This is a genomic window from Acidovorax sp. GW460-11-11-14-LB4 (genome assembly GCF_059423685.1).
Map to the genome: position 1 here is coordinate 1 of NZ_JBWKYJ010000029.1, position 18024 is coordinate 18024.

Consider the following 18024-nt stretch of genomic DNA (forward strand, 5'->3'; position numbering starts at 1 on the left):
GGGCAGGGCGGGGGACGGCACGGCGGAGTTCCTCAGTCAATTATGCAGGCCCTTGGTGAGGGCCCGTGCCAATGGAAAGCGCGCATTGTCATGGCGTTGACACGCCGAAGACATGGGCATGTCATGCGCGGCTTTCACACTCCCGGCCAGGAAAGCGGATTCCCGCTCTGTTTGGAAATTCCAGCTGTGCCCGTTCTTACCGAAGGAGACGTTGTCCATGAACGACCTGCCCACTTTGATGCAGTTGTCCACATCGCCGGAGGCTACAGGTACCGGTATTGTTCAGCCTTCTGGTGTTGTGCCGGGCGCTGTGCATGCCATCCCGGCGCGTGGTGCTATCGAGGTGACTTGGGCCAGGCATCTGGATGAGGTCCGTGAGGCACAGCGCTTGCGGTTTGAAGTGTTCGCGGCAGAGATGGGCGCTCGATTGACGACCCCCATTCCTGGCCACGACGTGGACCTGTTTGACGACTATTGCGAGCACCTTCTGGTGCGCGACGCTCCGAGCCAGCAAGTCATTGGGACTTACCGGGTGCTGACGCCCGCGCAGGCCAAGCGGGTGGGCGGAACTTACAGCGATACCGAATTCGACTTGACGCGCTTGCGCACGCTGCGCCCGCGCATGGTGGAGCTGGGCCGCAGCTGTGTGCATCCCGACCACCGCCACGGCGGCGTGATCATGGCACTGTGGAGCGCGCTGGCGGACTTCATGGTGCGCAACGAACTCGACACGATGATCGGCTGTGCCAGCATTCCCATGCTTCACAATGGCGTGGTCAGTGGCGACGCGGCGGCCAGCATCTGGCAGCAAGTGCGAAAGACCCATCTGGCACCCATCGAATACCACGTGCTGCCGCGCCTGCCGTTGCCCGTGGAGCATCTGGACGGATCCATTGCCGTGGACCCACCGGCCTTGATCAAAGGCTATCTGCGACTGGGCGCCCGTGTACTGGGTGCACCGGCGTGGGATCCGGACTTCAATACCGCCGACCTGCCCATGCTGATGCGGCTGGCCGACCTGCATCCCCGCTACCGCAAGCATTTTCTGGGGGCCTGACCGGTGCGTGCCGCGTTCGACGCCCTGGGCCCTTGGTTGAACGAGTCCCAGGTGCCGCAGGATGCAGAGCCCGACGCCCTTGCGGCGTTTGCCGGTCAACGCCGGTTCCGTGCGGTGTTCATTTCGGATTTGCACCTCGGCACGCCTGGGTGTCAGGCTGAAGCGCTTCTGGATTTTCTGAAGCACCATCCCAGCGACCATCTTTACCTAGTGGGAGACATCGTGGATGGGTGGCAGTTGCGCCGTCGTTGGTTCTGGCCACAGGCGCACAATGATGTGGTGCAAAAGCTGTTACGCCGCGCGCGCAAGGGGTGTCGCGTGGTGTTTGTTCCTGGCAACCACGACGAATTTGCGCGAGCCTTTGTGGGGCACTCTTTTGGCGGTATCGAGGTGGTGTCCGATGCTGTGCACACCACTGCAGATGGGCGCAGCCTATGGGTCACGCATGGTGACCACTTTGATGGTGTGATCCAGTGTGCCAAATGGCTCGCCTACGTGGGTGACAACCTCTATGAATTCACGCTCAAGCTGAACCGGCATCTCAACATCCTTCGGGCGCGGATGGGGCTTCCGTATTGGTCTTTGTCAGCCTACCTGAAAGGTAAGGTAAAAAAGGCGCTCAACTACGTCACCGATTTTGAAGTGGCAGTGGCCGCAGAGGCCCGCCGTCGCGGGCACGATGGAGTTGTCTGCGGACATATCCACCGCGCGGAGATGCGCGAGATTGGTGGCACCTTGTATTGCAACGATGGCGACTGGGTGGAGAGCCACACAGCACTCGTCGAGCACCTTGATGGTCGGCTGGAGCTGTTGCAATGGCCCGCTGTGCCTGCCGCCAATCTGTCCAGACAGACCACACAGGTGTCCGCATGAAGATTGCGCTGCTGACTGATGCATGGCTGCCGCAGGTCAATGGCGTGGTGACCACTTTGGTCGAGTTGGTGCGAGAGCTGGAAGATGCCGGGCATGACGTGCAGGTGCTGCATCCTAGTCAGTTTTCTACCCGTCCTTGTCCCGGTTACGCTGGCATTGATCTGGCGGTGCGACCCTACAAGTTACTCACCCAGAAGTTGGACGCCCTGCAGCCCGATGCCATTCATCTGGCGACCGAGGGGCCTTTGGGCTGGGCGGGGCGTCGTTACTGTCTCAAGCGTGGCCTGGCATTCACCACAGCCTTTCATACAAGGTTTCCCGAGATTCTTCAGGCAGCCTTGCGCATACCACTGGGTTGGGGTTATGCGCTTTTCAGGCATTTTCATCGCCCTTCGTCGGGGGTAATGGTTCCTACGCAGGGTGTCTTGCAAATGCTGCAGCAGCGGGGCTTTCGCCAACTGCGTTTATGGACGCACGGTGTGGATACCCAGGCGTTTCGCTTTCATGGTGAGGTCTGTCAGAGTCCGCTCACTGGCGTTCTGGCGCATCCTGTGGCGCTGTATGTGGGGCGCATTTCATATGAAAAGAACATCGATGCCTTTTTGCAGATGGACATGCCGGGCACGAAGGTGGTGTGTGGTGTAGGCCCGCTCGAGGCACGGCTGAAAGCCAAGTACCCGCAGGTACGCTGGCTTGGCATTCTGGACCGGGAGGCGCTGGCACAGGTCTACGCCTCGGCCGATGTCTTTGTGTTTCCTAGCCGCTCCGAAACCTTTGGGCTGGTCATGCTGGAGGCAATGGCTTGCGGCACGCCGGTCGCTGCCTTTCCTGAAGACGGTCCGCGGGAGGTCCTGGGTGCTGGGGACGGCAGGGGGCCGATGGGCGGCGTGTTGCACGCGAGCCTTCTGGCGGCCACGCAGCAGGCCTTGTCCATACCGAGGTCCGAAGCACGAAGCAGGGCGTTGGAGTTCACCTGGGCACATGCGGCAAGGCTGTTTCAACAGTACCTGGTACCAGCCCGCTCCGGCTCGCAGGGAGTTTTCGTGTCTGTCACAAAGTCTGTCACGCAGTTGTCATCTGGGCGTTAAATACTGCAGCGATCCCGCAATTGCTGTACGCGCGTATCCATGCTGCCCCTGCCTCCTGTTGATTCCATCCCTTTGCAGCGCGAGCACCCCGATGCTGTCGGGGACTCCTCGCACGCCGTGTCACATGACAACGATTTTGCGGCTGTGGGGGCTGTCACGGGCGTTGCCCCCCACATGTTTCTGGACCGCGACCACAGCATCCTGGCATTTAACGAACGCGTGTTCGACTGGGCGGTTCGCACAGATGTCCCGCTGCTGGAGCGGCTGCGCTACCTGTGCATCGTGTCATCCAACCTCGACGAGTTTTTTGAAGTACGTGCTGCAGCGCACATCACGGCGGCCAAGAAGGGCGAGACCAAGGGGCTCTACACCGCAGCGTCGTTCGAGGCCCTGTCCGCCCAGGTCCACGACCTGGTAGAGCGGCAATACGCGCTGTACAACGAAGCACTGGTTCCCGCATTTGCAAAGCATGGGATACGTATCGTGGCGCATGGTGACCGCTCCGCAGAGCAAAGGCGGTGGGTGCACGAGTATTTTGCGCGCGAGGTCCGTCCCTTGTTGATTCCGGTGGGGCTCGACCCGGCCCACCCGTTTCCGCAGGTGGCTAATAAGTCGTTGAACTTCATAGTGCGTCTCAAGGGGCATGATGCCTTCGGCCGCGAGAACGAAATCGCCATCGTCAAGGTGCCGCGCGCACTGCCCCGCCTGATCCGCATGCCAAAGAAGGTCGCGTCCGACGGGGCGTTGTTCGTCAGCTTGTCCAGCATCGTGCGTGCCCATTTGGAAGACCTCTTTCCTGGCCGCGAAGTGACGGAGTTTTCCCAGTTTCGTGTCACACGCCATTCCGATCTGGCACTGGACGAAGAGGATGTGCGTAACCTGCGCACCGCCTTGCGGCAAGGCCTGCAGCACCGCCATTACGGACAGGCTGTGCGCCTGGAAGTCTCTGCGGGCTGCTCTCGCTTCCTGTCCGACTTCTTGTTGCAGCAATTTGATCTGCCCAACGCGGCCTTGTACCGTGTACATGGTCCTGTGAACTTGGTGCGCCTGAATCAGCTGGTGGACTTGGTGAACGATCCCGCGTTGCTGTTCCCGCCATGGAGTTCCGCTTGGCCCCGTCAGCTCCAGCCAGGGGTGTCCATCATGGGTCAACTGCGCGAGCGCGACGTTTTGATCCACCAGCCGTTCGAGAGCTTTGATGGTTTGCTTGCGTTCCTGCGGGAGGCTGTGAACGACCCGGACGTGCTGGTCATCAAACAGACCATCTACCGCACGGGCGCCGACTCCGAACTCATGGACCTGCTCAGCGAGGCGGTACGCCGAGGCAAGGAGGTGATGGCAGTGGTGGAGCTGAAAGCACGCTTTGACGAGGAGGCCAACATCAATTGGGCAGAGGCGCTGGAGTCGATTGGGGCGCAGGTGGTCTATGGCGTCGTGGGCCTCAAGACCCACGCGAAGATGCTGCTCGTCACACGCCGAGAAGGTAGGCAGTTACGCCGTTACGGCCATCTCTCCACTGGCAACTACAACGTGCGCACGGCCAAGCTGTACACCGACCTGAGTTACCTCACTGCAGATGAAGAAACCACTGCCGATATGGACGGTGTTTTCAATCACCTGGCCAGCCAGAACCGGCCTCCCAAGCTGCGCAAGCTCATGCTGGCACCGTTCCATTTGCTTCGCCGCATGATCGAAAAAATCGAGCGCGTGGGACTGGCTGCCAGCCGCGGGGAAGACGCACGGATCGTTGCCAAGATGAATGCCCTGACCGACGAGGGATTGATGCGGGCGTTGATCCTCGCTGGGCAGCGCGGCGCACGCATCGATCTGATTGTGCGCGGGGCCTGCATGCTGGCCCCGCAGGTGCCGGGAGTGACTGACAACATCCGGGTGCGCTCGGTGATTGGTCGGTTCCTGGAGCACACGCGTGTTTTCTATTTCCGCGCGGGGGGCGAAGAAGACCTCTATCTGTCGAGTGCCGATTGGATGAACCGCAACATGATGCGCCGCGTCGAGCTGGCGTGGCCAGTGACTGACCCCAAGCTGCGCCAGCAGATCATTGATGAATGTTTGGTGGCCTACCTGTGTGATGACCGCGATGCCTGGACGTTGAATGCCGCAGGCGTCTACGACCGCGCTGTGCACCCGGTGGACGGTAGTGGGGCCCAAAACGCGTTGATGGTGCGCTATGGGCCACGGCCTGCTCTGGGTCGCGAGGAGCCAGGGGTCGCATGATGGATTTGATCCTTTGGCGTCATGCCGAGGCGGAAGAGGCAGAAGACGGTAGCGATGATCTTGCACGCCCGCTCACGGCCCGGGGCGAGAAGCAGGCGGCGCGCATGGCGGCCTGGCTTGATCGTCAACTGCCGGAAGGCCTGAGGGTGGTGGCGAGTCCAGCGCGGCGGACTGAGCAAACTGCCCACGCTTTGGGCCGAAAATTCAAGATGCGCGCCGAGTTGTTGCCTGGCGGCACACCACAGGATTTGCTAGAGCTCGTGCAATGGCCGCGTGCCAAGGGCGCTGTTCTGGTGGTGGGGCACCAGCCCATGCTGGGCCAGACCGTTGCCCAGTTGTTGCAACTACAGGCCCCCGAGTGCCCTGTGCGCAAGGGCTCCGTGTGGTGGTTGCGCCAGCGCCAGCGCTGGGATCAAAGCCAGACCGTGCTCATGGCAGTGCAGTCACCGGAGTTTCTTTAGCTTGCCCGGCGATGTCCGAGGGCCCGAAGCCGTGCCCCTGGGCACGCCGTGTCTCGGGACAGGTTTACTTGCGTCCTGCTTTGCCGCTGGCCTTGGTCGTTGCCTTGGCTGGGACAGTTGGCACGGCTTCAGCTATGTCGGCCTTTGGGCGACCGGTCTTGATGGAAGGCACCGCTTGCAAAGCGCTGCGCAACGCGCTGTCTGACAGACCTGCCAGCACCTTGAGCCCTGCGCGCAACAGCTCGCTTTTCTTGACGGGGTGGGCCAGTGCTGTGGCACGGTCTTTCAGGGTGTCGAGCACCGCGTACTCGTCTTTGGGGATGGTGAAGCTGTCACGGACCAGCTTGGGCTTTTTGCCCTTGGTCTCTGTGGCCTTGCCGGTTTTCACTGCAGCTGCTGCCTCGGCAGGCTTGGTAGCAGCTGCTGGTTTGGAAGTCGGCGCCTTTTCTGCCACGGCCTTTTTGGTGGGCTTGACAGCCTTGGATGCCTTTGGAGCCTTGGGTGCTGTTGCCGGCCTGGTTGACTTGACGGCCTTGGCGGGCTGGGCTGCTGCGGGCGCGGCGGGTGTGACGGAGGGGTTGGGGGGCGTAATGGCAGTGGTCATGGCAGAGGATTGATAAACGGTATAAACAGTTTATATCGTTTATTGTTTTCCCTCAAGGCATGCCCACAGCCAGCTCCCAGGGGGTTTTTTGCCAGGCTTGAATTTCTTCGCGCAGAAGGTGGGCCGACTGTGGGTATGCCATGGCCCATCCCGGGCGAGCGCTGACCTCAAATCGCTGCCTGTCCAGCTGCAACGACAGTCCTTTGGTATCGGGCTCCCGGCGTGCATGGCAGAGCGCCACGGCCAAGCGCAAGCACAAGAGCTGCAGCACAAAAATCGGATCGTCGAGTTCCACCCCCAGCTTTCGTACCTTGCCCCGCTGCCCCTGCACCAGCACTCCCAGGCGGTGCAGTTCTGGCACCGCAAAACCAGCGGCGTCAGTGTTGTCGAGAATGTAAGCGCCGTGTCGGTGGTAGTCGCTGTGGGAAATGCGGCAGCCAATCTCATGCAGGCGGGCTGCCCAGTCCAGCTTGCGGCTGGCACGTTCGCTCCCGGGTGGAGCAGCCTGGTCAAACAGTGCGCAGGCGGTGCGCGCCACGCGGTCTGCATGCTCCATGTCCACGCCAAACCGCTGCATCAGCCCTTGGACGGTGGTGGTGCGAAGGTCGGTGCCGGGTTGCTCCCGATCCAGCAGGTCATACAAGGCGCCCTGGCGTAGTGCTCCTTGCGCTACTTGCATCTCATGGATGTCCAGCAGGTCAAACACGGCGCGCAGCACGCTGATGCCCCCCCCGATGACTGCACGGCGCTCTTCCTTGAGTCCGTCCATGCGCAGCCGGTCGGCACTTTGGGCGCGGAGCAAACGCTCCCGCAGCCAGTTCAGCCCATCGCGTGTGATCAGACCCGGCGAACCTCCTGCGGCGGACAGAATGTCCCCCACGGCGCCCGCCGTGCCAGACGACCCATAGGCAACATCCCATGCATCGGGGCGAAAAGTCTCCAGCGCCTCATCGAGTACGGCCTTGGCAGCAATCTCCGCCGCCAGGAAGGCCTGAGCAGAGAACTCTCCCTTGGCAAAGTAGCGTTGTGACCAAGCGACGCTGCCAACCCGGAAAGAGGCCACCGCGTGGGGCGTGAACTGCTCGCCGAGGATCAATTCGGTGGACCGACCTCCGATATCCACCACCAGGCGGCGCTCGTCCGACTGAGGCAGCAATCGGGCTACGCCCTGGTAAATCAACCGGGCTTCTTCGGGGCCAGACACCACATCGATAGGGTATCCCAGCACCTCACTGCCGCGTGACAGGAATTCTTCGCGATTGCGTGCTTCACGCAGTGTTTGAGTGGCCACTGCACGGACCTGCGCGCGGGGAAAGCCCGCCAGGCGCTCGCCAAAGCGCGCCAGACAAGCCCAGCCGCGCTCCATGGCGTCGCGAGTCAGGTTGCGGTCTTCATCCAGCCCGTTGCCTTGGCGCACGGTTTCCTTGAGGTATTCCACCCGCTGGACGTGTCCGAACTCATAGCGCCCGATTTCCAGGCGAAAACTGTTGGAGCCGAGATCGACTGCGGCGAGGCGTGTGCCGTTCTGCATGTGTGTTTGGTGGGAGCTGCGTGCGGCATCGTACCGCGATGCGCTTGGCCTGACCCGAAGCGCGGGCCGCCATCGGCTGGGCGGGCAAGTGACCGGGAGATGGCGGGAGTGTGACGAGGTTGTGTGACGCATTCATGACGCCAGCGATGCCGCGTCATGAGGGGTGTTGCAATGGTCTGAGGATGGTCTTTTGTGTCACTGAATTGTCACGATAGGCCTCTAGAGTTCGCTCTGTTCCTGTTAACCCCTGCCGAAAGGTACTTCATGAAACGCGTATTTCTCAAAACCGTCGCAGTAGCTCTGGCCGCCCTGGCAGTGGGCAACGCCTTTGCGGCAGACATCACCGGCGCCGGCGCTACGTTCCCCTTCCCGATGTATGCCAAGTGGGCTGAAGCCTACAAGAAGGAAACCGGCGTGGGTCTGAACTACCAGTCCATCGGTTCCTCGGGCGGTATTCGCCAGATCCGCGCCAAGACCGTGGCTTTTGGCGCTACCGATGCCCCTCTGTCGGGCGCTGAACTGGAAAAAGACGGCATGGTGCAGTTTCCTGCCATCATCGGCGGCACCGTGCCTGTGGTGAACCTGGACGGCTTCAAGCCAGGCGAACTGCGCGTGACCGGCACCGTCCTGGCCGAAATGTATCTGGGCAAGATCACCAAGTGGAACGATGCCAAGCTGGCTGCCCTGAACCCCGGCAAGACGCTGCCCGACCAGAACATCACCATCGTGCACCGCGCGGATGGCTCTGGCACCACATTCAACTGGACCGACTACCTGAGCTCTGTCAGCAAGGAATGGGCGGACACGGTGGGCAAGGGTGCTGCAGTGAAATGGCCTGCTCAGTCTTCGGTGGGAGGCAAGGGCAATGAAGGTGTTGCGGCCAACGTGACCCGTGTGAAGGGTGCCCTGGGCTACGTGGAGTACGCCTACGTCAAGAAGAACAACATGACGTTCCTGCAACTGCAGAACGCTGATGGCAAGTATGTGGCGCCTGACGATGCCACCTTTGCAGCGGCTGCTGCGAGCGCTGACTGGTTCAGCGTGCCTGGCATGGGTATTTCGATGGTGAACGCCAAGGGTGCCAACAGCTGGCCCGTGAGCACGGCATCCTTCATCCTCATGTACGCCGACCCCGCAGACAAAGCCCAGGCAGCCGAAGTCCTGAAATTCTTTGACTGGGCCTTCAAGAACGGCAAGACCATGGCTGCTGACCTGGACTACGTGCCGCTGCCTGACGCTCTGACGGCGCAGATCCGTTCCAAGGTCTGGTCGCAAATCAAGAAGTAAGCGGTTTGCCCCAGAATAGTGCCCATCGGCCGGCTGGTCTGACCGATGGGCGCTGGTTTGTGGGGTCTCCAGAAGCCAGATGGGAGTCAACATGAGCGTGGGAACCACCATGAGTTCGCAACCCGTGTCCGTCAAGATGACGGACGCCCCCACACCGTCCATGGTGTCGATTGCCAAGCGGCAGCGCCTGCAGGACATCGTTTTCCATCGGCTGACCCAGAGCCTGTCGCTGCTGGTGCTGGTGGCGCTGCTGGGCATCATCGTTTCGCTGTTCATCTACGCGTGGCCGGCTTTTCACAAGTTCGGCATCCAGTTTATCTGGCGCGCTGAGTGGGACATCATCAATGAAGAATTTGGTGCGGCGATTGCCATCGTCGGCACCCTGGCCAGCGCAGGCATTGCACTGCTGATCGCCGTTCCGTTGGCGTTCGGTATTGCACTGTTCCTGACCGAAACTTGCCCTGTTTGGCTGCGCCGCCCGCTCGGCACGGCGGTGGAATTGCTGGCGGCCGTTCCGTCCATCATCTACGGCATGTTCGGCCTGTTCGTGTTTGCGCCATTGTTTGCAGACCATTTCCAGGTACCCGTGCAAAAGCTGCTCGGCTCCATGCCGCTGGTCGGCTTCCTGTTTGGCGGCAGTACCAACGGCTTTGGTATCCTGGCCGCGGGCATCGTGCTGGCCTTCATGGTGTTGCCTTTTGTGGCTGCCGTGATGCGCGATGTGTTCGAGATTGTTCCCCCCATCCTGCGCGAGTCCGCCTATGGCCTGGGTTGCACGACCTGGGAGGTGGTGCGTCGCGTGGTGCTGCCCTACACGCAGAAGGGCGTGATTGGCGGAGTGATGCTGGGCCTGGGCCGGGCCTTGGGCGAGACCATGGCCGTCACTTTTGTGATCGGCAATGCCAACCGCATGCCCACCTCGCTGTTTTCGCCAGGCACTTCCATCGCATCCACGCTGGCCAATGAGTTTGGCGAGGCGGCGGACTTTCATTTGTCCACCCTGTTTGCCCTGGGCTTCCTGCTGTTTGTGATCACGTTTGTGGTGCTGTCGGCCGCCAAGATCATGCTGCTGCGCGCCGAGAAGGCCAAGGGCCTGTAAGCCCTGCAGCCCGCTCCCGACCCTCTTCAGAGACGAGCTCCATGGAATTCAATCAACAACTCTACAAAAAGCGCCAGCGCTCCAACGCCATTGGCCTGACCCTGTCACTGGGCGCCATGGCACTGGGCCTGTTCGTGCTGCTCTGGATCCTGAGCGTGCTCCTGTCCAACGGTTTTGCCGCTTTGGACTGGAACATGTTCACGCAGTCCACCCCGGCGCCCGGCTCCGACGGCGGTGGCCTGGCCAACGCCATCGTGGGCAGCCTGCTGATGGTGGGCTTCACCGTGTTAGTGTCCACGCCCATCGGCGTGCTGGCGGGGGTGTACCTGGCCGAGTACGGGGACCAGAGCAAGACCGCCGAACTGACCCGCTTTGTGACGGACATCATGCTGTCGGCCCCCTCCATCGTGCTGGGCCTGTTCGTATATGCCATTGCGGTCGCTACCGTGGGCAACTTCTCGGGCTGGGCGGGCAGCCTGGCGCTCTCGCTCATCGCCGTACCGGTGGTGGTGCGAACCACCGAGAACATGCTGCGCCTGGTGCCTGGCAGCCTGCGCGAAGCGGCCTTTGCCCTCGGTGCACCGCGCTGGAAGGTCTCGACCATGGTCACCCTGCGTGCTGCTCGCAGCGGCGTGATGACTGGCCTGCTGTTGGCTGTGGCCCGCATCAGTGGCGAGACCGCGCCCCTGCTGTTCACCGCGCTCAACAACCAGTTCTTCAGCACCAACATGAATGCGCCCATGGCCAACTTGCCGGTCGTGATCTTCCAGTTTGCGCTGAGCCCTTACGAAAACTGGGTTCGCTTGGCCTGGGGCGGTGCGCTGCTCATCACGCTGTCGGTGCTGATCCTCAACGTCGTGGCGCGGGTCTTCCTGCGCGAAAAGAACCGCGTCTGATACCGGTTGCTGATCCGGCCAACACCATCGACAAGACTGCCTCCATTTTCAGGAATTGACAATGAACGCCACTGCTACCGCCACCGCCAGCAAGAACGCGCTGGAGCTGCGTAACCTGAGCTTTTTCTACGGCAAGTTCCAGGGCCTGCGCAACGTGAGCCTGGACATCGCCGAGCACAAGGTCACTGCCTTCATCGGCCCCTCGGGCTGTGGCAAGTCCACGCTGCTGCGCACGCTCAACCGCATGTACAGCCTGTATCCCGGCCAGCGCGCCGAGGGTTCCATCAGCTTCTATGGTCAGGACATCCTGGACCCCAAGCAAGACATCAACCTGCTGCGCGCCCGCATCGGCATGGTGTTCCAGAAGCCCACGCCGTTCCCGATGTCCATCTACGACAACATCGCGTTTGGCGTGAAGCTTTACGAGACGCTGAGCAAGAGCGAGATGGACGACCGCGTGGAGTGGGCGCTGTCCAAAGCCGCTCTGTGGACCGAGGTGAAGGACAAGCTGCACCAGAGCGGCCTGTCGCTCTCCGGCGGCCAGCAGCAGCGCCTGTGCATTGCGCGCAGCGTGGCGGTGAAGCCTTCGGTGCTGTTGCTCGACGAGCCCACCTCGGCGCTGGACCCGTTGTCCACTGCCAAGATCGAAGAGCTGATCGACGAGCTCAAGCACGACTACACCATTGCGATCGTGACCCACAACATGCAGCAGGCCGCCCGCTGCAGCGACTTCACCGCCTACATGTACCTGGGCGAGATGATCGAGTTCGGTGCGACCGAGCAGATCTTCTTCAAGCCCGAGCGCAAAGAAACCGAAGACTACATCACCGGCCGTTTCGGCTAAGGAGACAGCAGATGCCCGATAAACATCTTTCGTCCCAGTTCGACAGCGAACTCAACAGCGTCTCTGCCCGCGTCATGGAAATGGGCGGCTTGGTGGAGTCGCAGATTCGCCAGGCGGTGTACGCGCTGTCGCAATTCAGCCTGGAGGCCGTGGAGACGGTGGCTTCGATGGAGACCCGCATCAATGCGATGGAGGTCGAGATCGACCAGGAGCTGTCCTCCATCATCGCCCGCCGCCAGCCCACCGCGCGTGACCTGCGCCTGCTGCTGGCCTTCTCCAAGGCCACGGCCAATCTGGAGCGCATGGGCGACGAAGCCAACAAGATGGCGCGCATGGTGCGCTCCATCATCGAAGGCGGCGCCCCGCGCTCGCTGCCATCGAGCGACCTGCGGGTGGCTGCCGAGCTGGCCTCGGGCCAGCTGCGCAAGACGCTGGATGCGTTTGCACGGCTGGACGTGAAGGCGGCGGTTGCCATCCTCAAGGAGGACGACCTCATCGACAAGGAGTTCGACGGCTTCGTGCGCAAGCTCATCACCTACATGATGGAAGACCCCCGCACCATCTCGCCCAGCCTGGACTTGCTGTTCCTCGCCAAGGCCATCGAGCGCATTGGCGACCATTCCAAGAACGTGGCCGAGCTCATCATCTATCTGGTCAAGGGCAAGGACGTGCGCCACACAGCCCTCGACGAGATCGAGTCGGCAGTGCTGTAAGTACGGGGCGCCGAAATCACCATGAGAAAGCTTCCCCGTGTCCTCATCGTGGAGGACGAACCCGCGATTGCCGAACTGATTGCAGTCAACCTGCGCCACAACGGTTTCCAGCCCTTCTGGGCGGAAGATGGCGACAGCGCGCAGCGCGAGCTGGATGCCGTACTGCCCGATGTGATCCTGCTCGACTGGATGCTGCCGGGGCAGAGCGGTCTGTCGCTGGCGCGCAAGTGGCGTGCAGACAGCCGCACCAAGCCCATCCCCATCCTCATGCTCACCGCGCGTGGGGACGAGCCGGACAAGGTGGCCGGGCTGGACGCCGGTGCCGACGACTACATCACCAAGCCCTTTTCCACGCAGGAGCTGCTGGCCCGCATCCGTGCGGTGCTGCGCCGCCGCGCACCCGAGCAGGTGAGCGACAGCGTGAGCATTGGCGAGCTGGTGCTGGATGCTGCGACCTACCGGGTCACCTTCCAGGGCCAGCCCCTGAAGGTGGGCCCCACTGAGTTCAAGCTGCTGCATTTCTTGATGAAGCATGCCGAGCGTGTGCACAGCCGCTCACAGCTGCTCGACAAGGTGTGGGGCGACCATGTCTTCATCGAGGAGCGCACGGTGGACGTGCATGTCAAGCGCCTGCGCGAGGCCCTGGGTGCAGCGTCCGTGATGGTGGAAACGGTGCGCGGCGCGGGCTACCGGCTCACTGCACAACCCCAGGTGCCGCTGTCGGCCTGATGGGCAGGCGGGCTGCCGCCTGTGAGTGATGCGACACGCTCGATGGCTGCTGTGCAGCGGGCCACTGCGGTCGGCGTGCATCGGTGGTGGCGATGGATGGATGTGATGGATCAATGGGCGCGCGTGTCGCGCCCCTGGCGTTTCTGAGAAGGCTTTGCAATCCGCATGCTGTGGCGTATTTCGTTTTTCCTGCTGTGGCAGTTGGCGGGTGGTGGCCTGGGGTGGTGGCAAGGCGGGCCCTGGGGTGCCGCACTGGGGGCCGCCATTGCTGCCTGGGCGTGGTTCGTGTGGGACTTGCTGCGGGGCGTGCGGGTGCTGCGCTGGTTGCGCACGGGCGACCTGGCATCGGTGCCGTCTATGCGTGGCATCTGGGGCGAGGCGGCGGACCGTGCGCGGCGTCTGCTGCGCAAGCAGGAGGCGCAGATACGCGACAGCCAGGACCGTTTGCAGGAGATCCTGGCCGCCCTGCAGGCCTCCCCCAACGGCGTGGTGCTGCTGGATGCGCAGGGCCGCATCGAATGGTGCAACCAGATGGCAGCCAACCAGTTTGGCTTTGACGCGCAGCGCGACGTCATGCAGTCCATTGGCAATCTGCTGCGCAACCCTGAATTCACGGCTTACTTTGCTGCCAAGGACTTCACCAGCGATGTGGTCCTGGAGGGGCGCCTGAGCACGCCGTCGCGGCCCGTACGCATCTCGGTGCACCTGCACCCCTATGGTGATGGCCGCACGCTGCTGCTGTCACGCGACGTGACGGCGCTGGAGCAGGCCGACGCGATGCGGAGAGACTTTGTGGCCAATGTGTCGCACGAGATCCGCACACCCCTCACGGTGCTCACCGGTTTTGTCGAAACCTTGCAGACCTTGCCGCTGAGCGCCGACGAGCGCTCGCGCTACCTGGGCATGATGGCGCAGCAGGCGCAGCGCATGCAAAGTGTGGTGCAGGACCTGCTCACGCTGTCGCGGCTGGAGGGCAGCCCGCTGCCCGGCATGGCCGAATGGACGCCTGTTGAGTCACTGATGCAGCGCTGCGAGGAAGAGGGCCGCGCCCTGTCGGCGCTGCTCACACAGAACCAGCAGCGTCCCCATACGATGCGCTTTCCGGCGGCCGATCTGCTGCGGGCCGAAGGCGAGATTGCGGGTGTGCCTGCCGAACTCCAAAGCGCCTTGTCCAACCTCGTCAACAACGCGGTGCGCTACACACCCGGCGGTGGTTCCATCGAGGTGCAGTGGCTGCGCAAGGAGGATGGCAGTGCCGTGTTCTCCGTGCATGACACCGGCCCCGGCATTGCGCCCGAGCACATCCCGCGCCTGACAGAGCGCTTTTACCGGGTGGACCGCAGCCGTTCGCGCGAGACCGGGGGCACCGGCCTGGGCCTGGCCATCGTCAAGCATGTGCTGCAGCGCCATGGCGCCACGCTGGACATCGCGAGCACGCTGGGCAAGGGCTCGGTGTTTTCGGTCACTTTCCCGGCCAACCGTTTGCGGGGTTTTTCCTTGCCGGGTTGATGGCTCGCCAGAGCATGGCGACGAACAGCAGTGCGGTGACTGCGAGCGCCGCCGCGCTGGCCGCCCAGAAGGGAGTGGGCGAAGCCATATCCGACCAAGGCCCGCTGCCCCCATACGCCAGCCAGTAGCCGCCCGCCAGGCCAGCCCCCCACAGCAGCGCGCAGTACACCACCAGTGGCGCCAGCGTGATGCGGTAGCAGCGCAGCACAAACACGCACAGCGTCTGCACCGCATCGGCAGCGTGGTACGCCGCCACCCAGACCAGCACCGTGCCGGCCACGGCTGCCACGCTGGCGTTGTCGGTGTAGATCTGGCTGACCGAGTGTTTTGCTATCAATAATATAGCTGCCAAGGCAATACCCACTAGCGCAGCGAGCGAAAAACCCATCAAAACTACCTGACGGGCTCGCTGGGGCTGCTGTGCGCCCAGCCAGTAGCTCACCCGCGCGCTGGTGGCGATGGACAGCGACAGCGGCACCATGTAAAGCACGGCAGCCATGTTGGCGGCGATCTGGTGGGCGGCCGCCGAGGTGGTGCCCTGGCGCGCGATGAACAAGGCCATCAGGGTGAAGGAGGTCACCTCCACCATCACAGCCAGCCCTGCCGGAATGCCGAGCCTGGCAAAGCCTGCAATGGTGGGCCAGTGCGGGGGCTCCATGCGGCGCCACAGCCCCAGGGGGGTGTAGATGTCCTGCGTGCGTAGCAGCCACACAGCCAGCGCCAGCATGCTGCAGTTGACGACCAGCGTTGCCCAGGCGCAGCCCACCACCCCCTGTGCAGGCAGGCCCCCGCCGCCAAAGGTGAACCACACCGACAGCGGCAGCTTGATCAACAGCGAGCCCACCTGTAGCCAGGTGACCAGACGCGGATGGCCCAGGGCCTGGTTGAGGGTGCTGTAGATGCGAAACAGCAGGGCGGGCGGGAGTGCCAGTGCCAGCACAGCCAGGTAGTTTTCTACCTGCGGGCGAAGCGCAGGGGGGACCTCCGTCCAGCGCAGCAGCGCGCCTGGCGATAGCAGCACCGCCATGCCCACCACTGAAGCAGCAGCGCACAGGTACAAGGCCTGTCGCAGTGATCGGCCTACGGCCTCAGGCTGTTGCGCGCCGCGCTGTTCGGCCCACACGGGGAGGAGTGCCTGCAGCACGCCGATCAGTGCGACGTACACACTGATGAAGATGGCCGACCCCACGGACAGCGCGGCCAGCGACGATTCGCTGTAGCGCCCCGCCACGATGGTGTCCGTCACCCCGAAGGCCATGACCGCCAATTGCCCCGCCAGCACGGTCACGGCGTGCCGGGTGATGGTGGACAGCTCCGACATCAGCGGGCCGGGGCCGCACGACGGAACAGCAGCAGGTTCTCGTTCTTGTCGGTGGGGCGGGGCAGAGTGGCCCGGGCTTCCCACAGCTCAGCGCGGACCATGCGCTCGGACGCGGGCCAGGAGGCGCTGTCCACCAGCAGCCACTGGCATTCATCCTGCAGACCCGCGCGCTGCAGCGACAGCTGTCCATGGAACTGCAAAGCCGCCACCTGAGCACGGTTCAGCCCCACGGTCTGAATGCACCCGGGCTCCGGCCCCACGGCTGCCACCACACTGCGCACCTGCGGACCATAGCTGCGTGCGTAGTCCAGCAGGGGCAGCCACAGGGTCATCAGCAAAAGCCAGCCCAGGGCAGCACCACCTGCGGGCAGCACCAGGCTCTTCCAGATGGGTGCCCGGTTGCGGGACGCACGCCACCACGCCAGACCACACCAACCCACAGTGGCCGCCACGGCCACCAGCAAAGCCAGTGCAGAAAACTGCGGCACGAAACCGGGCGCCAGCTTGGCCACGTTGGCGGCAGGTTTGGCAGGCACCCCGGTCTGCATGGCAATCCAGATCACCCAGATTGCGAGGGCCGATGCGGTGAAGAACAGCAGAGTGAACCAGTCGATCAAGGCCCCCACGCTGCGGCGCAGCGTAGGCAGGGCAAAGGCTGCCAGCGCAGCCAGAGCGGGCAGGCCCAGCAGCAATGCCCGGTCGGCTGGCTGGGTGGTGATGGTGGCGCCAATCGACACCAGAGTGAACCACAGGGGCAGGAGCAGGTGCCGTTGGCCAGGGCGGCTGAAGATCTGCTGGCGCCAGCGCCACAAGGTCCACAGTGCCAGTGGCCAGGCCGGCCAGCCAAACCACAGCAGCAGGCGCGCCAGGCTCAGCCAGTCCTTGCCACCACCATCGAACCCCACAACACGCCAGCGCCACAGGTCCAGACCCTGGGCCAGGGCAGCAGCCGCCAGTGTGGCTGCGGCCAGCACGGCGGCCCAGCGCCAGCGGCGGTCGGTGTTGCCAGCGGGCGCAAACAGCGCCAGCAACGCGCCACCCATGCCCAATAAGGCCGTAAGGGCGGGGGCTCCGGACAGCGTGAGCCCGGCCATGCCCAGCACCAGGGCCACGGCGGGCGCCACGGTACGGTGGGGCATGGCGGCCACCGCAAAAAACAGCAAAGCGGTGCAGCCAAGCTGTGCCAGATAGCTCGTGACCTCATGCGAGAGCTGCGCCAGGCCCAGGCAGGCGATCAGCGCCAGCAAGGCGCCGTCGGCAATCGCGCGCGCATAGTCGAGGGGAGAGGCCTCACCCCCAAAAGCAAACGCGACCGGTTGGGCGCCCGGGCTGCGGGCCAGGTAGTACACGCCATACCAGGTGGCCATCAGGGTGATGACCAGGAGCGCAATGAACGGTATGCGGGCCGCCATTTCCGGCGACAGCCAGGCCGGTGCCATCTGCACGGCCCAGGCCCCCAGCCAGTAGGGCAGCAGCCCTTCGGTTTCGGGGGGCATGCCTCCGAGCAGCGGACTCAGCCAGGGAGTGCGCCCCTGGGCGAGCTCCAGCATGTAGCCAAAGGCGGTGACGTCTGCGTTCTTCCACGGATCCCGGCCCACAAAGCCGGGCACTACGTAGGCAATGCACAGCAGCAGCAGAGCCCAGCGGGGCAGTGGGCTGACGGCGTTCTGGGTAACGATGGCGGGGGTGGGTGGAGTCACGCGGCAGTGGGTGGCTGGGCAAAGGAGCCACCGAGAATAAAGGCAAAACCCATGAAAAAAGGCAGCCCGGTTGCCCA

Annotated in this window: 17 protein-coding genes; 12 read left to right on the forward strand and 5 right to left on the reverse strand. The window is 63.3% G+C overall.

What is annotated here, in order from left to right; translation table 11 throughout:
* Positions 1–36: 36 nt before the first annotated feature.
* Positions 37–219 (reverse strand): hypothetical protein, encoded by a 183-nt coding sequence (locus tag AC07X4_RS12345; RefSeq protein WP_395455316.1) that lies wholly within the window; start codon positions 217–219, stop codon positions 37–39.
* Between AC07X4_RS12345 and AC07X4_RS12350 the strand changes: the two genes are divergently transcribed.
* From AC07X4_RS12350 to sixA, 5 genes are all read left to right on the forward strand, one after another.
* Complete coding sequence (locus AC07X4_RS12350; RefSeq protein ID WP_056067235.1) at positions 218–1057, forward strand: GNAT family N-acetyltransferase; 840 nt, start codon at positions 218–220, stop codon at positions 1055–1057. The genes AC07X4_RS12345 and AC07X4_RS12350 overlap by 2 nt on opposite strands.
* A 3-nt stretch (positions 1058–1060) precedes the next feature.
* Positions 1061–1930, forward strand: coding sequence for a UDP-2,3-diacylglucosamine diphosphatase (locus AC07X4_RS12355; RefSeq protein ID WP_494740215.1), 870 nt, complete (start codon positions 1061–1063; stop codon positions 1928–1930).
* Entirely contained in the window at positions 1927–3018 is a 1092-nt protein-coding gene (locus AC07X4_RS12360) for a glycosyltransferase family 4 protein (RefSeq protein ID WP_494740216.1), read from the forward strand. Before AC07X4_RS12355 ends, AC07X4_RS12360 begins: the two co-directional genes overlap by 4 nt.
* A 174-nt stretch (positions 3019–3192) precedes the next feature.
* Positions 3193–5253, forward strand: coding sequence for a polyphosphate kinase 1 (gene ppk1 / locus AC07X4_RS12365; protein WP_494740234.1), 2061 nt, complete (start codon positions 3193–3195; stop codon positions 5251–5253).
* Positions 5250–5714, forward strand: coding sequence for a phosphohistidine phosphatase SixA (gene sixA / locus AC07X4_RS12370; protein ID WP_056743589.1), 465 nt, complete (start codon positions 5250–5252; stop codon positions 5712–5714). The genes ppk1 and sixA overlap by 4 nt, the downstream gene beginning before the upstream one ends.
* Before the next feature lie 64 nt (positions 5715–5778).
* Here sixA and AC07X4_RS12375 read toward each other — a convergent pair whose 3' ends face one another.
* The gene (locus AC07X4_RS12375; RefSeq protein ID WP_494740217.1) at positions 5779–6318 is read right to left on the reverse strand and encodes a hypothetical protein; all 540 of its coding nucleotides are present in this window, start codon (positions 6316–6318) and stop codon (positions 5779–5781) included.
* Positions 6319–6370: 52 nt separating this feature from the next.
* Positions 6371–7849, reverse strand: coding sequence for a Ppx/GppA phosphatase family protein (locus AC07X4_RS12380; protein WP_260666985.1), 1479 nt, complete (start codon positions 7847–7849; stop codon positions 6371–6373).
* Between the two features lie 264 nt (positions 7850–8113).
* Here AC07X4_RS12380 and pstS point away from each other — a divergent pair, with 264 nt between their 5' ends.
* The 7 genes from pstS (at position 8114) to phoR (ending at position 14926) form a co-directional block, all read left to right on the forward strand.
* A complete protein-coding gene (gene pstS / locus AC07X4_RS12385; RefSeq protein WP_494740218.1) occupies positions 8114–9136 on the forward strand; it encodes a phosphate ABC transporter substrate-binding protein PstS in 1023 nt (340 codons plus the stop codon).
* 109 nt (positions 9137–9245) lie between these two features.
* The gene (gene pstC, locus AC07X4_RS12390; RefSeq protein ID WP_369804293.1) at positions 9246–10235 is read left to right on the forward strand and encodes a phosphate ABC transporter permease subunit PstC; all 990 of its coding nucleotides are present in this window, start codon (positions 9246–9248) and stop codon (positions 10233–10235) included.
* A gap of 41 nt (positions 10236–10276) precedes the next feature.
* On the forward strand, positions 10277–11131 hold the full coding sequence (gene pstA, locus AC07X4_RS12395; RefSeq protein WP_056067253.1) for a phosphate ABC transporter permease PstA: 855 nt from the start codon (positions 10277–10279) through the stop codon (positions 11129–11131).
* Positions 11132–11192: 61 nt separating this feature from the next.
* Complete coding sequence (gene pstB, locus AC07X4_RS12400; RefSeq protein WP_056067255.1) at positions 11193–11975, forward strand: phosphate ABC transporter ATP-binding protein PstB; 783 nt, start codon at positions 11193–11195, stop codon at positions 11973–11975.
* Between the two features lie 11 nt (positions 11976–11986).
* Positions 11987–12688, forward strand: coding sequence for a phosphate signaling complex protein PhoU (gene phoU / locus AC07X4_RS12405; RefSeq protein ID WP_010457902.1), 702 nt, complete (start codon positions 11987–11989; stop codon positions 12686–12688).
* Between the two features lie 21 nt (positions 12689–12709).
* Positions 12710–13417, forward strand: coding sequence for a phosphate regulon transcriptional regulator PhoB (phoB, locus tag AC07X4_RS12410; RefSeq protein WP_015013590.1), 708 nt, complete (start codon positions 12710–12712; stop codon positions 13415–13417).
* A gap of 165 nt (positions 13418–13582) precedes the next feature.
* Positions 13583–14926, forward strand: coding sequence for a phosphate regulon sensor histidine kinase PhoR (gene phoR, locus AC07X4_RS12415; RefSeq protein ID WP_494740219.1), 1344 nt, complete (start codon positions 13583–13585; stop codon positions 14924–14926).
* On the opposite strand, the gene AC07X4_RS12420 is transcribed toward phoR, so the two are convergent.
* Together AC07X4_RS12420 and AC07X4_RS12425 are read right to left on the reverse strand one after the other, a co-directional pair.
* Positions 14880–16247: an MATE family efflux transporter gene (locus AC07X4_RS12420; protein ID WP_494740220.1), complete on the reverse strand. Its 1368-nt coding sequence runs from the start codon at positions 16245–16247 to the stop codon at positions 14880–14882. The two genes, phoR and AC07X4_RS12420, sit on opposite strands and share 47 nt — an antisense overlap.
* Complete coding sequence (locus AC07X4_RS12425; RefSeq protein ID WP_494740221.1) at positions 16247–17947, reverse strand: hypothetical protein; 1701 nt, start codon at positions 17945–17947, stop codon at positions 16247–16249. The genes AC07X4_RS12420 and AC07X4_RS12425 overlap by 1 nt, the downstream gene beginning before the upstream one ends.
* Positions 17948–18024: the final 77 nt, after the last annotated feature.

What these genes read in the sequence shown, in the direction of transcription:
- AC07X4_RS12345 (WP_395455316.1), bottom strand. Translation starts at nt 219, where the DNA reads ATGGACAACGTCTCCTTCGGTAAGAACGGGCACAGCTGGAATTTCCAA.
- AC07X4_RS12375 (WP_494740217.1), bottom strand. Translation starts at nt 6,318, where the DNA reads ATGACCACTGCCATTACGCCCCCCAACCCCTCCGTCACACCCGCCGCG.
- pstA (WP_056067253.1), top strand. Translation starts at nt 10,277, where the DNA reads ATGGAATTCAATCAACAACTCTACAAAAAGCGCCAGCGCTCCAACGCC.
- pstC (WP_369804293.1), top strand. Translation starts at nt 9,246, where the DNA reads ATGAGTTCGCAACCCGTGTCCGTCAAGATGACGGACGCCCCCACACCG.
- phoR (WP_494740219.1), top strand. Translation starts at nt 13,583, where the DNA reads ATGCTGTGGCGTATTTCGTTTTTCCTGCTGTGGCAGTTGGCGGGTGGT.
- phoB (WP_015013590.1), top strand. Translation starts at nt 12,710, where the DNA reads ATGAGAAAGCTTCCCCGTGTCCTCATCGTGGAGGACGAACCCGCGATT.
- sixA (WP_056743589.1), top strand. Translation starts at nt 5,250, where the DNA reads ATGATGGATTTGATCCTTTGGCGTCATGCCGAGGCGGAAGAGGCAGAA.
- AC07X4_RS12350 (WP_056067235.1), top strand. Translation starts at nt 218, where the DNA reads ATGAACGACCTGCCCACTTTGATGCAGTTGTCCACATCGCCGGAGGCT.
- pstS (WP_494740218.1), top strand. Translation starts at nt 8,114, where the DNA reads ATGAAACGCGTATTTCTCAAAACCGTCGCAGTAGCTCTGGCCGCCCTG.
- AC07X4_RS12420 (WP_494740220.1), bottom strand. Translation starts at nt 16,247, where the DNA reads ATGTCGGAGCTGTCCACCATCACCCGGCACGCCGTGACCGTGCTGGCG.
- pstB (WP_056067255.1), top strand. Translation starts at nt 11,193, where the DNA reads ATGAACGCCACTGCTACCGCCACCGCCAGCAAGAACGCGCTGGAGCTG.
- AC07X4_RS12380 (WP_260666985.1), bottom strand. Translation starts at nt 7,849, where the DNA reads ATGCAGAACGGCACACGCCTCGCCGCAGTCGATCTCGGCTCCAACAGT.
- ppk1 (WP_494740234.1), top strand. Translation starts at nt 3,193, where the DNA reads ATGTTTCTGGACCGCGACCACAGCATCCTGGCATTTAACGAACGCGTG.
- phoU (WP_010457902.1), top strand. Translation starts at nt 11,987, where the DNA reads ATGCCCGATAAACATCTTTCGTCCCAGTTCGACAGCGAACTCAACAGC.
- AC07X4_RS12360 (WP_494740216.1), top strand. Translation starts at nt 1,927, where the DNA reads ATGAAGATTGCGCTGCTGACTGATGCATGGCTGCCGCAGGTCAATGGC.